General features: G+C 59.3%; 19 protein-coding genes. 13 read left to right on the top strand and 6 right to left on the bottom strand.

The window, feature by feature from the left end; genetic code table 11:
- Nucleotides 1-344 precede the first annotated feature (344 nt).
- Nucleotides 345-1,796, bottom strand: a complete 1,452-nt coding sequence (locus OZ428_RS23375; RefSeq protein ID WP_269131471.1) for an aspartate/glutamate racemase family protein — start codon at nt 1,794-1,796, stop codon at nt 345-347.
- Entirely contained in the window at nt 1,793-3,055 is a 1,263-nt protein-coding gene (locus OZ428_RS23380) for a dicarboxylate/amino acid:cation symporter (protein WP_269131472.1), read from the bottom strand. The genes OZ428_RS23375 and OZ428_RS23380 overlap by 4 nt, the downstream gene beginning before the upstream one ends.
- Nucleotides 3,056-3,228: 173 nt before the next feature.
- On the opposite strand from OZ428_RS23380, the gene OZ428_RS23385 reads away from it, so the two are divergent.
- The 8 genes from OZ428_RS23385 (at nt 3,229) to OZ428_RS23420 (ending at nt 13,538) form a co-directional block, all read left to right on the top strand.
- Nucleotides 3,229-4,164: a LysR substrate-binding domain-containing protein gene (locus OZ428_RS23385; RefSeq protein ID WP_269131473.1), complete on the top strand. Its 936-nt coding sequence runs from the start codon at nt 3,229-3,231 to the stop codon at nt 4,162-4,164.
- Between the two features lie 66 nt (nt 4,165-4,230).
- A complete protein-coding gene (locus OZ428_RS23390) occupies nt 4,231-5,046 on the top strand; it encodes an ABC transporter permease (RefSeq protein ID WP_269131474.1) in 816 nt (271 codons plus the stop codon).
- Nucleotides 5,036-6,295: an ABC transporter ATP-binding protein gene (locus OZ428_RS23395; protein ID WP_269131475.1), complete on the top strand. Its 1,260-nt coding sequence runs from the start codon at nt 5,036-5,038 to the stop codon at nt 6,293-6,295. The genes OZ428_RS23390 and OZ428_RS23395 overlap by 11 nt, the downstream gene beginning before the upstream one ends.
- On the top strand, nt 6,292-7,614 hold the full coding sequence (locus tag OZ428_RS23400) for a polysaccharide pyruvyl transferase family protein (protein WP_269131476.1): 1,323 nt from the start codon (nt 6,292-6,294) through the stop codon (nt 7,612-7,614). The genes OZ428_RS23395 and OZ428_RS23400 overlap by 4 nt, the downstream gene beginning before the upstream one ends.
- Nucleotides 7,607-8,311 (top strand): 2OG-Fe(II) oxygenase, encoded by a 705-nt coding sequence (locus OZ428_RS23405; RefSeq protein WP_269131477.1) that lies wholly within the window; start codon nt 7,607-7,609, stop codon nt 8,309-8,311. The genes OZ428_RS23400 and OZ428_RS23405 overlap by 8 nt, the downstream gene beginning before the upstream one ends.
- Nucleotides 8,308-10,470: a glycosyltransferase gene (locus OZ428_RS23410; protein ID WP_269131478.1), complete on the top strand. Its 2,163-nt coding sequence runs from the start codon at nt 8,308-8,310 to the stop codon at nt 10,468-10,470. The genes OZ428_RS23405 and OZ428_RS23410 overlap by 4 nt, the downstream gene beginning before the upstream one ends.
- A gap of 19 nt (nt 10,471-10,489) precedes the next feature.
- On the top strand, nt 10,490-11,467 hold the full coding sequence (locus OZ428_RS23415; RefSeq protein ID WP_269131479.1) for a class I SAM-dependent methyltransferase: 978 nt from the start codon (nt 10,490-10,492) through the stop codon (nt 11,465-11,467).
- A gap of 217 nt (nt 11,468-11,684) precedes the next feature.
- Nucleotides 11,685-13,538: a glycosyltransferase gene (locus OZ428_RS23420; protein ID WP_269131480.1), complete on the top strand. Its 1,854-nt coding sequence runs from the start codon at nt 11,685-11,687 to the stop codon at nt 13,536-13,538.
- Here the strand turns inward: OZ428_RS23420 and OZ428_RS23425 are convergent.
- From OZ428_RS23425 to wecB, 4 genes are read right to left on the bottom strand one after another with little or no spacing between them, the layout of a single operon-like run.
- Complete coding sequence (locus OZ428_RS23425; protein WP_269131481.1) at nt 13,535-14,404, bottom strand: NAD-dependent epimerase/dehydratase family protein; 870 nt, start codon at nt 14,402-14,404, stop codon at nt 13,535-13,537. The two genes, OZ428_RS23420 and OZ428_RS23425, sit on opposite strands and share 4 nt — an antisense overlap.
- A complete protein-coding gene (locus OZ428_RS23430) occupies nt 14,397-15,308 on the bottom strand; it encodes a glycosyltransferase family 2 protein (protein WP_269131482.1) in 912 nt (303 codons plus the stop codon). Before OZ428_RS23430 ends, OZ428_RS23425 begins: the two co-directional genes overlap by 8 nt.
- The gene (locus OZ428_RS23435; protein ID WP_269131483.1) at nt 15,286-16,392 is read right to left on the bottom strand and encodes a glycosyl transferase; all 1,107 of its coding nucleotides are present in this window, start codon (nt 16,390-16,392) and stop codon (nt 15,286-15,288) included. The genes OZ428_RS23430 and OZ428_RS23435 overlap by 23 nt, the downstream gene beginning before the upstream one ends.
- Nucleotides 16,389-17,492, bottom strand: coding sequence for a non-hydrolyzing UDP-N-acetylglucosamine 2-epimerase (gene wecB, locus OZ428_RS23440; RefSeq protein ID WP_269131484.1), 1,104 nt, complete (start codon nt 17,490-17,492; stop codon nt 16,389-16,391). Before wecB ends, OZ428_RS23435 begins: the two co-directional genes overlap by 4 nt.
- A 55-nt stretch (nt 17,493-17,547) precedes the next feature.
- Between wecB and OZ428_RS23445 the strand changes: the two genes are divergently transcribed.
- From OZ428_RS23445 to OZ428_RS23465, 5 genes are all read left to right on the top strand, one after another.
- Nucleotides 17,548-17,772, top strand: a complete 225-nt coding sequence (locus OZ428_RS23445; protein WP_269131485.1) for a hypothetical protein — start codon at nt 17,548-17,550, stop codon at nt 17,770-17,772.
- 38 nt (nt 17,773-17,810) lie between these two features.
- Nucleotides 17,811-18,113, top strand: coding sequence for an ArsR/SmtB family transcription factor (locus OZ428_RS23450; protein ID WP_033900970.1), 303 nt, complete (start codon nt 17,811-17,813; stop codon nt 18,111-18,113).
- A 61-nt stretch (nt 18,114-18,174) separates the two neighbouring features.
- Complete coding sequence (locus tag OZ428_RS23455; RefSeq protein ID WP_269131486.1) at nt 18,175-19,155, top strand: zinc-dependent alcohol dehydrogenase family protein; 981 nt, start codon at nt 18,175-18,177, stop codon at nt 19,153-19,155.
- Nucleotides 19,152-19,448 carry an antibiotic biosynthesis monooxygenase family protein gene (locus OZ428_RS23460; RefSeq protein WP_269131487.1) on the top strand — a complete coding sequence of 99 codons (297 nt, stop codon included), beginning with the start codon at nt 19,152-19,154 and terminating at the stop codon, nt 19,446-19,448. Before OZ428_RS23455 ends, OZ428_RS23460 begins: the two co-directional genes overlap by 4 nt.
- 217 nt (nt 19,449-19,665) lie before the next feature.
- Entirely contained in the window at nt 19,666-20,649 is a 984-nt protein-coding gene (locus OZ428_RS23465; RefSeq protein ID WP_269131488.1) for a DUF1852 domain-containing protein, read from the top strand.
- Nucleotides 20,650-20,674 lie beyond the last annotated feature (25 nt).

Raw genomic sequence — 20,674 nt, forward strand, 5'->3', positions numbered from 1 at the left:
ATTCTCATCAACCGACTGGAGCCCGCGCCACTTTTTCGCTAGATTCCTTCCCAACGCATATGGGCGACCATGTGCCCACCTTCCGAGGCCCGTTGCGAGAAATCGCACGGGCTTTCGTGTTTCTCATGGATGGGGAAATCGAATTTGACTCAATACATTGCTTATCTGGATGAGTTTGGCCACGTGGGCCAATATGTTTCTCGAAAACATCCGATGTACAAAACCAGCCCTGCCCGGCAGCGGTCTGGAACAAAAGAAACGGGTTAAACTTACCGAGCGACTCCCTCAGCTGTCAGCAAATGACTGTTAATCATTGGGCGCCCTAACGGCGCCTACCCCAGGTTTCACACAGTGTTGCGACCATCTGAAGACAGACCGATGCAACGTCGCGCAAGAATTGTGGTGGGGTCCACCAAGGCAACGCGATAGTTGCCGACCCGGAACGACTCGCTGTGCGGCAACACCAACGGCAACTCCGTACACCCCAAAATCAACACCCTCGCCCCCTGCTCACACAAATGCTCTGCCGCCAGCAACAATTGCTCGCGGCAGACGCCCTCGGTAAATCCGGCCTTGATACCCCGCTCGCCATAAATCGCTTCCATCACCAGCGCCTGGTAATCGAAACCGGGTGTGATGAGTTGCAACCCCGAACGCCGCGCCGCCTGGTGATAGACCTGGCTTTGCAGGGTGCCGGAAGTCGCCAGCAAACCGACCGCCTGGCCACTGCCGTAGGTGCTCACAACCCACTCCACTGTTTCGCTGAGCATGTTGACGATGGGCACGCGCAAATGCGCCTGGATGCGTTCGACAAACGCATGGGCGGTGTTGCACGGGATTGCGATGGCTTGGGCGCCAGCACTTTCCAGGCGTTTGCAGGTGGCGTACAGCGCCAGGGTGGGGTCGGTTTCGTCGCGCAACAGGTTGGCGGTGCGGTCAGGGATTTGCGGATTCTGCTCCACCACCATCTTGATATGGTCCTGGTCCTTGCCCGCCGGTGTGTGGGCGACCACCTTGCCCATGAAGTCCACGGTGGCCGCAGGGCCGACGCCACCGACGATGCCCAGTTTGAACGGCGGCTGGCGTGTCGGGCCGTCGGCCTGGGTGGCGAACTCGGCATAGATCTGGTTGATGTCGAGCACACTGATGCCGCGCCGCTGCAGGTCGCCGCACACCAGCGACAGCTCGGTCATGCCCGGCACGATCACCGTGGCGCCCTGCCCTTGCAATGACAGGCACGCCTGGTACACCGACTCCAGCGGCACACCGTCGAGGTGGCCGTCCTTGATGCCATTGACGCCATACATTGCCTCCATCAACGCAACTTGGGCGTGGTCCTCCGGATACACCAGGTTGAAGTGCTGGCTGAGGTGCTGTTCGAACAAACCAGCGTGGCGCACGAAGTCCGATGCAATCACGCCCAGGGTGGCACCCGGTGCGACAGTGCGCAGGATGTGCCGGACGAGTGCCTGCATCATGTCCAGCACGGGAATGCCCAGCTCCTGCTGGATTTCCTCACGAAAGGTCTGGCTGGCGAAACACGGCAGCAGTACCGCATCCACGCCGCTGTCCTCAAAGGTCTTGCACACCTGGAACACATAGAACTTGCGCGCGGTCATGCTCGCGTGGCGGTCCAGGGGCAACAGCACATCCTTGAAGGGGTGCTGCTCGAACAGGAAGTGGTAGCGCCCCTGGTCCTCCAGCACGGCCCTGGATTTGACCAGTTTGTAGAACAGATCGCCGCCCGCCAGCGAGCCGAGCCCGCCGACGATGCCCAATCGAGAAGTGGTGGTCATGTGCGCACCCTCTGCGGCAGCTCGGCAGGTTCTTCCTCGGTCTCGGATTTCGCCACCACCGCCGTGGCGATGCTGTTGCCCACCACGTTGGTGGCGGTGCGCGCCATGTCGAGAAACTGGTCGATGCCAATGATCAGCAGCAGTCCAGCTTCAGGCAGGTTGAACATCGGCAAGGTCGCCGCTACCACCACCACCGACGCACGCGCCACGCCGGCCATGCCTTTGCTGGTGATCATCAGCGTCAGGAGAATCAGCAGTTGCTGGGTGAAACTCAGGTCGATGTTGTAGGCCTGGGCGATAAATATGATCGCGAACGCCTGGTACATCATTGAGCCGTCAAGGTTGAAGGAGTAGCCCAGCGGCAATACAAAACTGGAGACGCGCTTGGGCGCGCCGAATTTCTCCAGGGCCTCCATGGTTTTCGGGTAAGCCGACTCGCTGCTGGCCGTGGAGAATGCCAGCAGGATCGGCTCGCGGATCAGCTTGCCAAGGGTGAACACCGAACGCCCAAGAAACAGGTAGCCAGCGGCGAACAGCAACCCCCAGAGCAACGCAATCCCCAGATAAAACTCGGCGATGAGCTTGGCGTAATCCGCCAGCAGGCCCAGGCCGTTGGTGGTGATTGCCGAGGCGATCGCGGCAAACACGCCGATCGGCGCGAAGGCCATCACGTAGTCGGTGATCTTGAACATCACCTTGGCCAGCTCGTCCACGGTATCGGTGATACGCGTACAGCCGGCGTGCTTGACGCCCGCCAGCGCGAAGCCGAAGAACAGCGAAAACACCACGATCTGCAGGATCTCATTGTTGGCCATCGCCTCGGCAATACTGCGCGGGAACACGTGGCTGATAAAGGTCTTGAGACTGAAGTCCCCGGTATTGATCGGCACCGCCGCCGTCGCGTGTTGCACCACCTGCATGTTCAACCCGGCGCCCGGCTGGAACAGGTTGACCAGCGCCATGCCGAGCATCAGCGAGACCAGCGACGCCGTGACAAACCACAGCATCGCCCGCATCCCGATACGCCCCACCGAACGCGAACTGCCCATGCTCGCGATGCCGCCCACCAAGGTGGCGAACACCAGCGGCGCAATGATCATCTTGATCATGCGCAAAAAGATGTCGGTCACCATCGAAAAGTACCCGGCCAATTCCTTGGCGGCCTGTTCACTGCCGGCATAGTGGTGACATGCCCATCCCACCAGCACGCCCAGGGCGATACCAATTGCAATGCGACGGGGGAGTTTGTTCTTGTTCACAGGTGCGGCCCTCGGATGGCTTTTGTTGTATGCCGAGGATTCTAGGGACAGCCCCCGACCACCATGATGAGTAATCCGGCTAACCCCATGCGCTTTTGGAATAGTTTGCAAAAAGCCAAGCCCCGCCTGGGCGAGGCGACCTAAACTAGGGGCTCACCGCCTGGAGAACCGGCATGCAGATCAAATGGTTGGACGACCTCTTGGCCATCGCCGAGTGGAAGAACTTTTCCCGCGCCGCCGAAGTGCGCTGCGTGACGCAATCGGCCTTGTCGCGGCGTATTCGCTCACTGGAAGAATGGGTGGGTGTCGAACTGGTCGACCGTGGCACCTATCCGGTGCAACTTACGGCCGCCGGCGTCGCCTTCTGCAGCGAAAGCCGCGACGCCCTCGCCGGCCTGATGCGCCTGCGCGCCAGCCTGCGCGAAGTGGAACGCATGCCGGGGCGCTCGATCCAGGTGACCGCCGGTCACAGCCTTTCGATGACCTTCCTGCCCAAGTGGCTGGCGCAGTTCCAGCGGCACACTGAGCAGTTCAATGCGCGCGTAGTGGCGGCGAATATTCATGATGCGGTGATTGCGCTGGAAGAAGGCAGCTGCGATTTGATGATCGTCTACCACCACCCACTGGCTCCGATCCTGCTGGACGCGGAACGCTTTGGTAGCCTGGCCTTGGGACATGATGCGTTTATCCCACTGTGCGCCCCGGACAAACGGGGTCGGCCGCTGTATCGCCTGCCGGGCAACACAGGCAAACCCGTCCCGCATTTGGCCTACACGGCCACGACATTCCTGGGGCGCGTGGCGGAAATCGTGATCAAGAATGGCCCTGCGCCCGCCGTGCTGGAGCGCTGCTACGAAGCCGACATGGCCATGCTGCTGATGCGCATGGCTATCGAAGGTTATGGCGTAGCGTGGCTGCCCCAGAGCGCGGTGGTGGATGAGTTGGAACGTGGGCTGCTGGTGCGTGCTGGGGGAGAGGAATGGAGTACACGGCTGGAGATTCGCTCGTATTGCGCGATTGAAAACCAGAACCCGACGATGAGGAAACTTTGGAGGACGCTGGAGAGGTTGCGCGAGGGCACCGACAGCCCTGGACCGGATATTGATTGATACATGGCGAAACCGTGATTCGTGACTAGACTGCTTGCGCACTGCACTGGTGATGGGAATCCTTGGATGAGTGAAGCAAACGCACGGGCCGGGATGTTTTCCAGCCCGTGGCGACATAGGGAGCTGTTGGTTTCCATGATCCAGCGGGAAGTGATTGGTCGTTATCGTGGCTCCATCCTGGGGTTGCTGTGGTCGTTTCTCAATCCGTTGTTCATGCTGCTGGTGTACACCTTCGTGTTCAGCATGATGTTCAAGCTGCGCTGGCCTCAGGGCAGCGGCTCGCGGACCGAATTCGCGTTGCTGGTGTTTGCCGGGCTGCTGGTGTTCAACGTGCTGTCTGAATGCATGGTCCGTGCGCCCGGCCTGATTCTCTCCAACGCCAACTACGTCAAGAAAGTCCAGTTCCCACTGGAGATCCTGCCGTGGGTAGTGTTGGGTTCGGTGTTGTTCCATACCCTGGCCAGCCTGTTGATCTGGCTGGTCTTTCACCTGGTGTTTTTCGGCCTGCCGCCGCTGACGGGCCTGTTGCTGCCCTTGGTGATGCTGCCGCTGATACTGTTCTCCCTGGGCATTTCCTGGCTGCTGGCGTCGCTCGGGGTGTACCTGCGTGATGTCGGCCAGGTGGTGGGCGTGCTCACCACCTCGCTGATGTTCGTTTCTGCCATTTTCTACCCGGCCAGTGCTTTCCCACCGGCCTACCAAGGCCTGCTGCACCTCAACCCGCTCATCCTGATCGTGGAGCAGACCCGCGATGTGCTGTTCTGGGACGTGGTACCGGACCCCATCACTTGGTTCTGCGGCCTGCTCGCATCGGGTGCAGTCGCGTGGCTGGGCTTTACCTGGTTTCAGAAAACCCGCAAAGGATTTGCCGATGTGCTCTGACATCGCAGTACAAACGACTCTCCTGAGCAAGTGCTACCACCTCTACGACACGCCCAGGGATCGGCTATGGCAAATGCTGGCCCGCGGCAAAAAACAGTTCTACCGTGAGTTCTGGGCGCTCAAGGATGTGTCGCTCGAACTGCGCCACGGCGAAACGGTGGGAATCATCGGCCGCAATGGCAGCGGCAAATCGACGCTGCTGCAACTGATCTGCGGCACGCTGAGCGCGACATCCGGCAGTATCCAGTGCCATGGCCGGGTGGCGGCGTTGCTGGAACTGGGTTCCGGCTTCAACCCTGAATTCACCGGGCGCGAAAACGTTTACATGAACGGCTCTGTGCTGGGCTTGAGCCGCGCCGAAATCGAGTCGCGTTTCGACGAAATCACAGCATTCGCCAATATCGGTGACTTCATCGACCAACCCACCAAGACCTACTCCAGCGGCATGCTGGTGCGGCTCGCGTTTGCCGTGGCGGTGTGTGTGGAACCCGATATCCTGATCGTCGATGAGGCGCTGGCGGTGGGGGATGCGTCGTTTCAATTCAAGTGCCTCAATCGATTGGAGACCCTGACACAGCAAGGCACCACGTTATTGTTCGTGTCCCATGACATGGGCATGGTCAAGCGCTTCTGCAATCGGGTGGTGTACCTGCGTGAAGGCCAGGTACGGGCCAGTGGAACGCCAGAGGAAATGGCCGAACTCTATCTGCTGGAGATGCGTGACGAGCAGCGTCGCTGGGCCAGCGGAGGAGCGGTTCCGGTCACGTCCAAGACCTTTCTCGCCAAACAGGGAGGCATCGCCTTTGGCACGGACGAGGGGCATATCCTGGCCGCCTGCTTTACCAACACCGACAGCCTGTATTCGAGTTTCGTCTATGGCGAAACCATTGAGATGCGTATCGAAACCACCGTGCGCGAGAACGTCGAACTGCCCAGCCTCAGTGTGACGATCCAGGAAGCCCGACTGTTGGTGATTGGCGGGGCCAACCTGCCGCTCCAGATGGAGGCGCCGCAATCGGGCTGGCGCAAGGCGAGCATCACCGTGCGCTTCCCCGCCAATCTCGCGGCGGCCAAGTACCACATCACCCTTAAGCTGATGAACGGCCACACCGAGGAGACGGCGCAATTGATCGAAAAACAGGTTGCATTGCTGGCATTCGACACCCTGCCAGGCAACAAGGACTTTCTCGGTTTCGTGGACCTGGGCATCGCGGCCGTCGATGGCATCAGCTGTACGGAGCGCCCATGAGTCGAGCATGGCAAGTCGGGATCTTCGGCACCTTCGATGTCGCCAACTATGGCGACTTGCTGTTTCCCATCATCGCCGAGGCGGAGCTGAGCCGGCGCCTGGGCGCGGTGAAGCTGCATCGCTTTTCCTACCATGACAAAACGCCCCCGCACTGGCCTTACGAAGTCACCTCCGTGAGCCGCTTGCCCGAGATTGCCGAGCATCTGGATGGGGTGTTGATCGGCGGTGGCTTCATCGTCCGTTTCGACAAGGTGATCGCAACCGACTACTACCCACCGAACGCGGCCATTCACCATCCCACCGGCTACTGGCTCACGCCTGCGTTGATCGCCCTGCAACACGGCATTCCATTGATATGGAATGCACCGGGCATGCACTGCAATGAGGTCCCGCCGTGGGCTGTCCCCCTGGTGAAACTGACCCTCGAACACAGCCCTCACGTCAAGGTGCGGGATACGCTGTCGCAAGCGACCCTGGCCCGGTTGGGCGATACCGCTAAGGTCGAGGTGCTTCCCGACACCGCCTTTGGCCTGCCAAGGTTGCTCGACCCTCAATCGCCATCAGCCCGCTTCCTGGCGTTATGCGCCGAGGCCGACCTGACCCGGCCCTATCTGGTCGTGCATGCGATTGCGGGATTGGACAGTTTCCTGACCCTGTGGCGCACCCATGCCGCACAGTTCGAAGACCTGCAACTGCTGATCCTGCCCATAGGCCCGGTGCTCGGTGATCATGAGTCGGTACTGGGCGAGAACCTCGCGCGCGCCCGGCGCCTGCCCTACTGGCCCGACCCATTGCTGCTGGCCGAGTTGCTGGCCCACGCCGAAGGCGTGATCGGGCACAGCTACCACCTGGCGATCACCTCACTGGTGTTTGGCGTGCCGATCTTCTGCTCCGCCGACCTGGGCACGGGCAAATACACGGCACTGCCTTGCCATGGGCGGATCTTTCAATTGCGCAGGGACGTGGCGATTGATCCCCTCTGGTTTCGCGCACAGCTGGGCAGGCAGCCGATATCCGCCGCTACCGCCCAAGCGATGCAACAGCTTGAAACGCATTGGGACAGGGTTGCGGAACTCATCCGCGAGGGCCGCAGGCCCACCCAGCAAGCACTCAACCAGTACTGGCAAGCCTTGCCCGGGGTGCTCGAGGGCCTGCACACCCACATCCAACACCAGGCCGCCGAGCTACAGGCCGAACGTGAACACCAACAACACGCGCTTGAAGCGTTGCATCACTCCAACTCGTTCAAGCTGACGGCGCCGCTGCGCCACCTTCGCCGTACCCTGGAGAAATGGCTGGGAGCCCTTCGACATGATTGACCTGAGCAAATTGACAGCCCATCGCTTGCAGTCCGCCCCGTACTCATGGGCGGAAATCGACGGACTGTACTCCCCGGAAGATGCCCGGGCACTGGCCGACACCTACCCACACGATCACTTCAAGACGGTATCCGGCTACGGCGGAGCCAAGGATTACGAATACGAGGCACGACAGCTGATTGCCATGGGCAGCCACCAAGTGGTCAACCCGCACGCCTTGAGCCGGCAATGGCTGGCATTGACCCACAGCCTGTGTTCACTGCAGTACCGCGAGGCGATGTCTGCGTTGACCGGGCTGGACCTGACCCAGGTGCCCATGGAGGCCAATGTCTTCCATTACGGTCCTGGCGCCAACCTGGGGCCTCACCCGGACCTGGCCGACAAACTGGTCACGCACATCCTGTATTTCAATCAGAGCTGGAACCCCGCCGAGGGCGGCTGCCTGCAGATTCTGGGCTCCGCCGAAGCCTGCGACGTCCTGGCCCAGGTGGTGCCGGTGGTCGGCAACTCCGCCATCCTGGTGCGTTCGGACCATTCCTGGCACGCCGTGTCGCGCGTGGTGTCGGGTTGCCGCTCCTCCAGGCGCAGCGTGACCGTCACGTTCTACCGTCCGGGCGCCACCAGTTCGATGTGGCCGGCCGATGACAAAACACCCCTGCATCACTACGAGAAAACAGCGGGTGGAGTCGTATCGTGAACACGGACAAGGACAATCTGGCCACCCTCGATCGTGACAACGCACGTTTCGAACGAGATACGGCCCTCAGGGAACGAGACGCGGCGATTGCTCATATCGCCACCTTGAAAAACACCCGTTCATGGCGGCTCACGCGCCCCTTGCGAACGGTGCTTCACTGGTTCCGATACGGCTCGGTTCCGCCAGAGTCCGAGTCACTCGACTTCTTGTCGCAGGAAGTGCGGCCCTTCAAAACCGCATCGGCCGCCGATCCTGCGTCAGCGCTGCAAACGTCGCCGACAGAAGGCCGCTTCGATGTGTTCTGCTTCGCCAATATCGACTGGGCCGCACGCTACCAGCGCCCCCAGCAATTGATGAGCCAGTTCGCGCGCAATGGCTATCGCGTCTTCTACATCGTCCCGTCCCGGAGCCCCGCACCAGGACACGCCTACAGCAGCCTGGAAGTCGCAGCCGGCGTATTCGAAATCGCGTTGCAACCCCAAGCGTTCATGGACTGCTACAACGACCGCATGACCGACCAGAACATACTGGCTTACTCACGTGCGATCGACGCGCTGACCCAGGACTTTCGCATCAAGACCGTGGTGTCCGTCGTTCACCTGGCCTTCTGGGCGCCGCTGGCCTACCAGCTTCGCAGCGAGCATGGCTGGAAAATCCAATACGACTGCATGGATGACTGGGTGGGTTTCCCCGGTATCGGAGACGCCGTGCTGGAGCAGGAAAAAACCCTGGTCAAGACGGCCGACCTGATGACGGTCACCGCCGCCCTGCTACAGGATAAATGGGCCCAGGTAAGCGACAACTGCCTGCTGTTGCGCAACGGGGTGGATTTTGAATTCTTCCAGCGCCATTGCGTGCCCAATGGGCTACTGCCGGAGATCGAGCGGCCCTTGATCGGCTTTTACGGTGGCCTGGCCGAATGGGTGGACCTGCCGTTGATCGCCGCCATCGCCAGGCAACGTACCGACTGGAACTTCGTGTTTGTCGGTGACATTTTCGTCAAGGACCTGGCTGGCCTCGACCGCTTGCCCAACGTGCATCTGCTCGGCAGAAAACCCTACGCGCAGATGCCCTTGTACCTTTACCACTTCAATGTGTGCCTGATCCCCTTTCGCCTGTACAACGTCACCCATGCGGTGGACCCGGTGAAATTCTACGAATTCATCAGCGCAGGCAAACCCGTGGTGTCGGTGCCGCTGCAGGAAATGAAGCTCTACGAAGACTTCGTGTACTTCGCCAGTGAGCCACAAGCCTTCATCGAACAGATTGAACGGGCACTGGCCGAAACGGATCCCAGTGTCGCCAGCGCGCGCGTGGCACTGGCCAGCGCCAACGACTGGCGCAACCGCTTCGACGACAACCTTACCGCCCTGACCGCCCTGCACCCCAAAGTGTCGATTGTGGTAGTCACCTACAACAACGTCCACCTGACCCAGGGCTGCATCCAGAGCCTGCTGCAAAATACCACTTACCCCCATTACGAACTGATCATTGTCGACAACGCCTCTTCGGACGATACGCGCAACTACCTGCGCTACCTGAGCCGCACCCAGGCCAATGTCTCCATTGTGCTCAATGAGCGCAACCTGGGCTTTGCGGCCGCCAATAACCAAGGGCTGAAACTGGCGACCGGCGACTACCTGGTGCTGCTCAACAACGACACCGTGGTGCCCAAGGGCTGGGTCGACCCGTTGCTGCGGCACCTGCAAGACCCGCAGATAGGGCTTGTCGGCCCGATGACCAACGCAGTGGGTAACGAAGCCAAGGTGGCGATCGACTACGTTGACCTCGACGAAATGGAGGCGTTTGCCGACCGCCACGTTGCACTGCATCGCGGCCGATCCTTTGATATCAGCATGCTCGCCATGTTCTGCGTGGCCATGCGCCGAGAGGTGTTCGAGCGCATCGGCTGGCTGGATGAAGCGTTCGGTATCGGCATGTTCGAGGACGACGACTATAGCCGGCGCATCCAGGCAGCCGGCCTGCGCACGGTGTGCGCAGAAGATGCGTTCATCCACCACTATGGGCAGGCCGCGTTCAAGAAGTTGATTGCCAACGGTGACTATCAGGCGCTGTGGGACAAGAACCAGGCGTACTTCGAAAGCAAATGGGGTGCATGGAAACCGCACGAGCCGCACCGGCAATCGGGCACGAAATAATCAAGGGAGGGAGGACACCGTGTTCAAGCAAATCATGAACAAGCTCAACGGCAAGTTGCAAAACATCACCCCCGACAAACAAGTCACGGCCGATCACTGGTCAGAAAACATGGCCGGCTCCGATGCTTTTTCGGCGGACGTCTATTGGCTGGCCGTGCCCGCGGTGCAGCAACGCCACCAACGCAAGGCGACCGCCGGGCAAGGCTATCCGGGCTGGGTTCAGTACTGCCTGGGGGAGTTCCTGGGCAAGCCACCACCTGGCATACGGATGCTGAGCATCGGCTGCGGCACCGGCACCCTGGAGCGAGAGCTGTTCCGCCTCAATGCCTTCGAACACTGTGATGCGCTGGACATTGCACCAGCCGCCATCGAGGTCGCCAAGGCCGAAGCCTCGGCGATCGGCGCATCGACAATCCATTATTCGTTGTGTGACATCGAGCGTACTGACCTTCCCGCCCATCACTACGACGCGGTCTGGTTCAATGGCTCGCTGCACCATATCCGTGAGTTGGAGGTTGTCTGCCAGCGGGTGCGCAATTGCCTGAAGCCGGGTGGCTGGCTGTTTTTCAACGAGTATGTCGGCGCCAACCACTTTGCCTTCGATGCCCAGCAACGCAGTGCCATCAGCCACGCGTTCGGCTTGATTCCCGAGCACCTGCGCCGGTCGTTCGTCCAAGGCTCGTTCGGTCAGGTGCAGCAAGTCGTCCCGTTGCCCGACCCGGCCGAGGTGGTCAAAGTCGACCCTTCGGAAGCCGTGCGTTCGGCAGACATTCTTCGAGTGGTGGAAGAGCATTTTGATATCCGAGCATTGAACCTGTGCGGAGGAACGTTGCTGCAGTTTCTGCTGCATGGCATAGCCGGCAATTTCAAGCAGGACAACCCGCAGTCTCTGCGGGTGCTGCAGATGTTGTTCGACATTGAAGACGGCCTGATCGAGTCGGGCACGCTGAAAAGTGACTTCGTGATCGTTGCCGCCACACCGGGAAAACCCGCATGACGCTGGCCACCCGATGCTGATCGAACGACGGCCTTCTCGCTGGAAGCGCTGGCGCCAGGCCTATCACCGGCTACCACTGCCGATCGGCGTGAAAAGGCTGCTCGCTAACCTCTACCGAAGGGTTTTGCTCAGGGCCATAAGCGTATTAAGGGGCGCCCTGAGGCCCAGGCAAGTCTTCGCCTGCCCCGCCTTGAGGCCGCAGCCACAACAGGCCGGGTTGGCCGATTACATTGTCTGGGGCGCTATCGATTGGGATTTCCGCCATCAGCGTCCGCAACAACTGGCCCAGGCATTGAGCGCCACTGGACGCCGGGTCATCTATGTCTCGACGTCGTTGAAAGACACCTCCCAGGCCGGCTTTGCAGTGGAACCGCTGGACCAGGACAATCGACTGTTCCAGGTTCACCTGTTCGCCCGTGGCGCGCCGTCGATCTACGCCGGTGTACCGGATGCCCAACGGCTTCAACAGTTGCGTAATAGCATCGGCGAAGTGCTCCTGTGGGCCTGCTGCGGGCGGGTCATCTCGCTGGTGCAACACCCCTTCTGGTGCGACATCGCCAGCGAGTTGCCCAACAGCCGATTGCTCTACGACTGCATGGACCACCATCAAGGGTTTGGCGACAACGCGCCCGGCATCCTGCAGCTCGAACAACGACTGGTGCGCAATGCCGACCTCAGGCTGTTCACCTCTGACTGGCTGGCCCGGCAATGGCCAGACCCGCACCACGCGCCGCGCGCGGTTGTGCGCAATGCCGCTGACTTCGCCAGGTTCGCCAGCCCGCCCTTGAACCCTTATCGAGACCGCTTCAACCGCTCGGTCATCGGCTACTACGGCGCGATTGCCCATTGGTTTGACACTGCACTGGTGGTCAGCATCGCCCAGGCTTTTCCAGAGCATGTGGTGCTGTTGATCGGGGCCGATACGGCCGGCGTCCGGGGGAAGTTACGCAACCAACCAAACGTCGAGTTTATCGGCGAAGTGCCCTACTCCGCCCTGCCCCACTACCTGCATGGTTTTGACGTTTGCATCATGCCGTTTCACGTGACGGAACTGACGCTCGCCACCAACCCGGTGAAAGTCTACGAGTACCTGAGCGCAGGCAAACCGGTGGTGACGGTGGACTTGCCGGAAATGCGGCAATTCGGCGCGCTGGTGCAGGTGGCCCAGGACAGCCAGGCGTTCATCGCCGCGATCGGTCGTGCCCTGGTTCCGTCAACACCGGAGCAAATCAGCCAGCGACAGGCATTCGCCGCAACGCAGACCTGGACGCACCGTGTCGAGACGCTTACCGCCCTGGCCGAAAGCCGCGACCACACAGCGCGAATCAGCGTCATCGTGGTGACCTACAATAATCTGGCGTTGACACGCGCCTGCCTGGACAGTCTAGAGAGCGACCGCGACGGCCCTGCGCTGGAAATCATCGTGGTGGACAACGCGTCCGGTGACGGCACCCCGGAATTTCTCACGCAATGGGCGGCCAACCGTGGACAAACGGTCATTCTCAACAGCGACAACCGTGGCTTCGCAGCTGCGAACAACCAAGGGCTTGAGATCGCCAGCGGTGATTATCTGGTGCTGCTCAACAACGACACACAAGTGACTGCGGGCTGGGCGGGTACGCTGCAACGGCATTTGCAGCGTAATCCCGAGCTGGGGCTGATCGGTCCGAGCACCAACAACATCGGCAACCAGGCCAGGGTCGATGTCGATTACACCCATCTGGCCGACATGCCGCAGGCGGCCAGGCGCTATACCTGCCAGCACCTGGGCGAACTCATCAGGCTGCCGACCCTGGCATTTTTCTGTGTGATGATGCCGCGCACGACCTACCTGCGAATCGGCCCGCTCGACGAAGTTTATGGGCGCGGTTTCTTCGAAGATGATGACTACTGCCGGCGCGTGGAGCTGGCCGGTTTGATGAGTGCGTGTGCCCGTGATGTTTTTGTCCATCACCAACTCTCGGCGTCGTTCGGGCAAATCAAAAGCAGTGAGCGCCAGGCACTGTTCAACAGGAACAAAGCCATTTATGAAACCAAGTGGGGCGCATGGGTTCCCCATGAGCATGACTAAGGCAGGTCCTGTTTCGACAACGAAAACAACCTGGGGACAAAGCCCAAGTCCCGTGTGGCTTGGGCATGATCGAACACCAGGTCTTGGTTCATCCGCTCGACCATGGCCACCGACCAGTGGCGGTAGCGCGGAAACCATTGCAACAACGCAACGGCGATCCGAAACAGCCAGAGTGGCACCCTGAACAACCGCGGGCGCCGTCCCAGTGTGGCAAAGATCCGTGTGACCATCTCTCGGTAGGACAATACTTCGCCTCCGGAAAGGTCATAGCAGTGATGGCAAACCTGAGGCGACTGCAACGCACGCACACAGGCGAGCGCCACATCCTCGGCATGCACGGGTTGGCGTAGCCCAACCCCGTGGCCAAGCAGTGGAAAAAAACCGAAGCGGCGAATGAGCCCTGCGATCCGCGTGATGTTTTTGTCCTGGCCCAGGCCGTAGATCAGTGTCGGACGCAGAATGGCCCAGTGCACCCCATGCTCCTGCGCCCATACCTCAAAGCGGTCCTCGGCGTCCTGCAACTGGCTGGCGAGGCGTCTCTCCTGAGGGTCGCAAGAATGGCCCTTGGTAAAACGGCTGGTGGAAGACAAAGCTACCACTTTGCGCGCTCCGCAGGCTTGCAGCCACGCAAAATGCGCCGCCAGCGCGATGACCGGCGCCACGCAGATCCACAAAGCAATGGGCGGCATCGGCTCACTCAATACGTCTTCAGGAATGAGTCGCCACTTCACAGCCTCGGTGTCCGCATCACGTTGTCGTTGTCGGGAAAACGCAATGACCTTGAAGTGATCACGGACAAGCCCGGCAAGCACACAGCGGCCCACCAGGCTGCTTGCGCCCAGTACTCCCACGGTGATGTCAGGCACGCGCACCGCCTATTCTGGCCAGTACCAACCGGCCCGCGAGGGCGGTGGAGACCAGGCAGAAACGCAGCCAAACCCCCACTACCACGCAGCGCCACAGCCCCTCGGAATAGCGCGCCTTAAAGAACTTTTTATAGAACCTCACCATGCCGTAATGCTTGTGCCACTCCACGAAGAACGGTCTATCGCGGCTGCAGCTTCCCTTTGCATGAACGACCTGTGCCTGTGGCACAAACACCACACGCCACTGTTCAAGCTTGAAGCGCATGCACCAATCCAGGTCTTCGCAGTGCAGAAAGTAGCCCTCATCCCAGGGCCCTACACGCTCCAAGGCTTCACGCTTGACCAGCATGCACGCCCCCGAGATGGCTTCCACGACAACCGGCTCGACAGGAAGCGGCTCGCGGTGCATAAGGAAATCAGCGCAGAGGGAAGGAAACAACCCGTTCAAGCGTGACAACCCAGAAGCCCGTATGAATGCACGCCTGGGCGTAGGGAAAACCCGTCGCCCACCCGGCTGTTCGGAACCATCTGGATTGCACAGAAAACCACCGACCATACCGGTGGCCGCATCGTTTTGCAGTGCGTCCATCATGCAACGCAGTGCACCGGCCATCAGGACACAATCAGGGTTCAGGAACAGCAGCGCATCCGCACCGGAAACTTTCGCACCCACGTTGCAGGCCGCCGCAAACCCCAGGTTTCGCTCATTCCTGATGATGCTCAGTCGCTTGTCCGCAAGGAAAGTATCCAGGTGTGCAAGGCTCCCATCATGGGAAGCGTTGTCCACCACAATCACATGCATCGCGCCTTCACTCAACGCCGACGCCACACAGTCGGCGATCAGCTCACCGGCGTTGTAATTGACGACAATGACATCGCAGTTATGCATGAATCCCGGCGGCATCAAAGCGAGCTTCCCAAGAGTGTTGCAGTGCAAATGCCCGAGCCTCATCCACATCCCGCTCACACTGCAACGCAGCCTCGGCCAGGGTGGCAAGATCGGTCAGCGACTGACTGATAAAGACGCCTGGCAGACCTGCACGGCCGTGCATTTCGCCAAAGTCCGTCGAGATCACCGGCAATGCCAGTGCGCGGTATTCGTAATACTTGATCGGATCAACCGCAGCGGTGAGTTCATTGGACTTGAACGGAATCAACCCCACATCGAACTCAGCCATGGCCTCCAACGCCGCCCCGTGATCACCCGCAGGCAGCACGACGATGTTGCCCGGCAACTGAAAGCCCGGGTTCCCGAAGACAGGTCCCATCAAGCGAATCTCATCGTTCGGCCGGGCCCGGCCCAGTGCGACAACCCACTCCCAGTCAAACCAGGCGGCCATGGTCCCTACGTAACCGAATACTTTCTGGGTGGCTGACCCCGTTGGCGGTTTCACTGCCAGTATGGCCGGCAGGTCCAGGCCGTTATGCACCAAGTGCACGTCATCGCGATGATTGCGCCACTGCGCATCAAGCCCGGAACTGGAGGCCCAGAGGCGATCCACTCGCTGGGCGATCAAGCGCTCGCATCGAGCCAACGCGGAGCGGGAAATGCCCGAATAAAAAGCCGGAAAATCGTCCATCGCATCGTACAGGGACGAGCAATGACGAAGGCGTTGCAACAACAAGCGGGCCAGGACCGAGGGTTTACCGACCACCAGCAAGGTGGGTGAGCCGTTGGCGAACTCATCGATCACACGCAAGGCGTGTCGCCAGACAAGACGATTCACCCAACCCGAACCCGGCAGGGGCTCAATGGGCAACCCGCCGGGTTTCAGCACTGTGAGCCAGGACGGCGTAGCCGCGGGTTGACGCGGCGCCGGGGGATTCCACAGGCGCCCCAGATCACTCCACTTGGGTAGCCGAGTGGGGTAAGGATCGACCCACAGCACCGGCTCCCCCGTGCGATGATGAAGCCACTCGACAAACTTGTGCGGCCGCTGGGCAAAGCTCTCCCAAGGCAATGGCGAGAGAATGATCAGGCGCGTCAACAAAAATGCTCGCGCAAGGCCTGGACGATACGCCCCGCAGCCTGCCCATCGCCGTAAGGCGAAACACCTTGCGCCATCAGGCGATAGGCCGAGCTATCGTCCAACAAGCGCTGGGCCTCCTCGACGATACGCGTGCAGTCCGTACCGACGAGCCTGACCCCACCTTGCGCAACCGCCTCAGGACGTTCGGTTTCCTCACGCAACACCAGCACCGGCTTGCCCAGTGCAGGCGCTTCTTCCTGCACGCCTCCGGAATCGGTAAGGATGAGATAGGCCGCCTTCATCGCCGCGACAAACACGGGATACGCCAGTGGAGCGCACAGCGTGAGGTTCGGTAGCCCAGCCAGGCACACTTGGGCAACGTCCTTGATGCTGGGGTTGGGATGAACAGGGAAAAGGAATTGAACCTGCGGATTGTTCTCGGCCAGCGTTCGCAAGGCCTCGCAGATGTTCTGGAACGGCTCGCCAAAATTCTCCCGGCGATGCGAGGTCACCAACACCAGGCGCTTGCTCGGATCAATATCCAGACCCAGTTCCACGCCCAGGGCGACGGTGGTCAACAGGGCATCGATCACCGTATTGCCCGTGACAAAAATATTCGCGTCGACGACGCCCTCTGTCAGCAGGTTCTGCCGGACATTTTCGGTGGGCACGAAGTGCCAGCGCACCAATTTGCTGGTGATCACCCGGTTGGCTTCCTCGGGGAACGGCTGCTGTATATCTCCGGTGCGCAGGCCGGCTTCGACATGTCCCACCGGTATACGGTGATAAAAACAGGCCAAGGCCGAAGCCAGCACTGAAGTGGTATCGCCTTGAACCAGGACGACGTCGGGCTTCTCTTTCAGCAGGACTTCATCCAGATCGAGCAACAGATGGGCGGTCAGGGTAGACAACGTCTGACTCGGCCGCATGATGTCCAAGTCGGTATCTGGGTTGATGCCGAAAAACCCCAGGGTCTGATCCAGTAACTGGCGATGTTGCGCCGTCGCTAAAACATGCACCTGCGCCCAACGCTCTTTTTTCAAGGCCAAAATGACCGGGGCCATCTTGATGGCCTCGGGACGCGTCCCGATCACGCAAAGAATTTTTACGACAGACACAAAATCCCTATTTCCCATATCCGGAGAATGGCTGGGACGTTCACACATTCAGGCCATGCGTCACGCCAGCCGTATTGCCCACACCTTCCTTGTGTTTCTGGATGCTGCGGATCACTGCCCAGTTCCAGACCTGAAGCCGTCACAAGCACGGCCTGATCATTGTGTTATTACACATTTTGAAACTGACGAAACGAGCATAGGTCAGATCGCGCACTTTGCACGGCAGAATGCTGGATTGATCGTCAACGGCATGCTGGCGAATTCATATTGGCTTGTTTGACACATTGACATATCGGTAAATCCCGATATTCTCACGCCATGGACCTACTCGAAATATTCAAAGCCCTCTCAAACCGGACTCGACTTGAAATCCTGAAAGGTTTGAAGGACCCCGAAAAGAACTTCCCTGCCCAGGATGAAGGGGACGTTCATACGGTGGGCGTTTGCGTCAGCAGTATTCAGGAAGGCGTCGGGCTGTCGCAGTCGACCGTGTCTGATTACCTGGCAACGCTGCATCGAGCCGGCCTGATCGAAACCCGGCGCATCGGCCAATGGACCTACTACAAGCGAAACGAAGCAACCATCAGTGCGCTTGCCGAGATCATTGGCAAGGAGCTGTAATTTTTTGACCCAAGATATCGAGAATTCCCGATATCCCTTTTTACCGAAACGAGGTAATGCAATGAAAGCGATGAGGCTTAAATCATTTGGCGGCCCGGATTCGTTCGAACTCTGCGAGGTGCCCACGCCGGTGCCGCACACGGGACAGGTCCTAGTGCGGGTACACGCCACCTCCATCAACCCGCTGGATTATCAGGTGCGACGCGGAGACTACTCCGACCTGGTGCCCCTCCCCGCCATTACTGGCCATGACGTCTCGGGCGTTGTCGAAGCCGTCGGGCCCGGCGTGACGAACTTCGTGCCAGGCGACGAAGTCTGGTACACCCCGCAGATATTCGACGGCCCAGGCAGTTATGCCGAATACCACGTGGCGGCCGAAAACATTATCGGGAAGAAACCGCCCACGCTGAGCCACCTGGAAGCGGCCAGCCTGAGCCTTGTTGGCGGAACGGCATGGGAAGCGCTGACTGTACGCGCAGCACTTCGCGTTGGAGAAAGCATCCTGATCCACGGCGGTGCAGGCGGTGTGGGCCACGTCGCGATCCAGCTGGCAAAAGCCATCGGTGCCAGGGTGTTCACCACCGTGCGTGAAGCCAACGCTGAGTTCGCACGAAGCCTGGGCGCCGACGTGATCATCGACTACGAAAAGGAAGACTACGTCGACGTGATCATGCGGGAAACAGAGGGGCGCGGCGTCGATGTGATATTCGATACCCTCGGCGGCAACACGCTGTCGCGCAGCCCTGACGCACTGGCGCAACTGGGCCGCGTGGTGTCGATCGTCGACATTACCCAGCCACAGAACCTGGTGCAGGCCTGGGGCAAGAATGCGAGTTATCACTTCGTGTTCACCCGGCAAAACCGCGGCAAACTCGATGAGTTGAGCACATTGGTAGCACGGGGTCAGTTGCGCCCACACGTCGGCGCCGTCTATGCACTGGCTGACATCGCACTCGCCCATGCCCGCTTGGAGAGCCCCAACAACGGCCTCCAAGGCAAAATCGCGATCGCCATCGAGCCCACCGCAGGAGCCAAGCCATGATCTACGAGATCGCCTTGCTCCCCGTTCACAAAGAACAGATTGAAACGTTCAGACAGGCGTTTGCCGAGGTCGCGCACCTGCTCACCCGCGCAAAGGGCTACCTGGGCCACATGCTCGCCCAAGGGATCGAAACACCTGAGCGCTTCAACCTAATCGTGCGCTGGGCGTCGCTCGAAGACCATACGCCAGGATTCGAAGCCAGTGACGATCACCAGGCATTCATGCAGGGCCTGGAGGCATACTTTTCTGCAGAACCGCAGGTCTATCACATTGAAGGCACGGCCTTCGCCTGAATAAGCCAACAGTAAAAAAGCCTGCCGCGCGGCAGGCTTTTCTTTATCCACTGTCTCGTCATGAGTAGGGCTAACGATTCAGTGAAATCAATTCATTTTCACTCAAGCAACCCCTCAGCCTAAACTGTTTGTTAATTAAAGACACTGTAAAGACCTCTGAGTAAAACCAGGTGAGACGTTCTTTCAGGTTTATCTCAGACATCAGGGTGCCAGAGTAATGAGCAAAGCATTCACGTTCAGCATTAAGCGAATTCGTTTCGACGAACACTATCAACCGTCCGAAAATACGCGCATCACGACTAACTTTGCCAATTTGGCGAGAGGCAAGCGTCGTCAAGAAAACCTGCGCAACACCTTAAGGATGATTGACAACCGCTTTAATGCCCTGGCGCATTGGGACAACCCCAAAGGCGATCGCTACACAGTCGAACTTGAAATCATTTCTGTTGAGATGAATATCGATGCCAGTTGCACGGGCAACGGCATCCCCCTGATTGAAATATTGAAATCAAATATTATTGACCACAAGACCAATGAACGCTTTGAAGGCATCGTAGGTAATAACTTCTCCTCCTACGTGCGTGATTATGACTTCAGCGTGGTGCTATTGGGGCACAACAAGGATCAAGCCGAATTCAGCACGCCGGATAACTTTGGCGATTTGCACGGAAAGCTATTCAAGTGCTTCGTCAACTCTGACACCTACAAACAAAACTTCAATAAACCGCCGGTTATCTGCCTGAGTGTTTCAAACACCAAGACCTACCACCGGACTGAAAACCAGCACCCTGTCTTGGGCATTGAATACCAGCAGGATGAATACTCCTTAACGGATGAGTACTTCAATAAAATGGGGCTGAAGGTTCGCTACTTCATGCCGTCCAACAGCGTTGCGCCGCTGGCATTTTACTTTTCCGGTGATTTGCTCAGTGATTACACCAATCTTGAGCTGATCAGTACCATCAGTACGATGGACACTTTCCAAAAGATTTACCGGCCTGAGATTTACAACGCCAATTCGGCAGCCGGGCAATCTTACCAACCCAGTTTGAAGCACCAGGACTATTCATTAACCCTGATCGTTTATGACCGCGAAGAACGTAGCCAACTGGCTATCGAGCAAGGAAAGTTTGTCGAAGAACACTTCATCAAACCGTACCAGGCTGTTCTTGAGCAGTGGTCCGCTCACTGCGCGCTTTGACTTATTTAGAATACAAGGTCACCCA

It is taken from the genome of Pseudomonas sp. GXZC (assembly GCF_026967615.1).
Classification (GTDB): domain Bacteria; phylum Pseudomonadota; class Gammaproteobacteria; order Pseudomonadales; family Pseudomonadaceae; genus Aquipseudomonas; species Aquipseudomonas azotoformans_A.

Bases quoted from the DNA above. Each gene is read 5' to 3' on its own strand.
- OZ428_RS23375 (WP_269131471.1), bottom strand. From the start codon at position 1,796: ATGACCACCACTTCTCGATTGGGCATCGTCGGCGGGCTCGGCTCGCTG.
- OZ428_RS23385 (WP_269131473.1), top strand. From the start codon at position 3,229: ATGCAGATCAAATGGTTGGACGACCTCTTGGCCATCGCCGAGTGGAAG.
- OZ428_RS23390 (WP_269131474.1), top strand. From the start codon at position 4,231: ATGAGTGAAGCAAACGCACGGGCCGGGATGTTTTCCAGCCCGTGGCGA.
- OZ428_RS23395 (WP_269131475.1), top strand. From the start codon at position 5,036: ATGTGCTCTGACATCGCAGTACAAACGACTCTCCTGAGCAAGTGCTAC.
- OZ428_RS23400 (WP_269131476.1), top strand. From the start codon at position 6,292: ATGAGTCGAGCATGGCAAGTCGGGATCTTCGGCACCTTCGATGTCGCC.
- OZ428_RS23405 (WP_269131477.1), top strand. From the start codon at position 7,607: ATGATTGACCTGAGCAAATTGACAGCCCATCGCTTGCAGTCCGCCCCG.
- OZ428_RS23430 (WP_269131482.1), bottom strand. From the start codon at position 15,308: ATGCCGCCGGGATTCATGCATAACTGCGATGTCATTGTCGTCAATTAC.
- OZ428_RS23445 (WP_269131485.1), top strand. From the start codon at position 17,548: ATGCGTCACGCCAGCCGTATTGCCCACACCTTCCTTGTGTTTCTGGAT.
- OZ428_RS23450 (WP_033900970.1), top strand. From the start codon at position 17,811: ATGGACCTACTCGAAATATTCAAAGCCCTCTCAAACCGGACTCGACTT.
- OZ428_RS23455 (WP_269131486.1), top strand. From the start codon at position 18,175: ATGAAAGCGATGAGGCTTAAATCATTTGGCGGCCCGGATTCGTTCGAA.
- OZ428_RS23460 (WP_269131487.1), top strand. From the start codon at position 19,152: ATGATCTACGAGATCGCCTTGCTCCCCGTTCACAAAGAACAGATTGAA.
- OZ428_RS23465 (WP_269131488.1), top strand. From the start codon at position 19,666: ATGAGCAAAGCATTCACGTTCAGCATTAAGCGAATTCGTTTCGACGAA.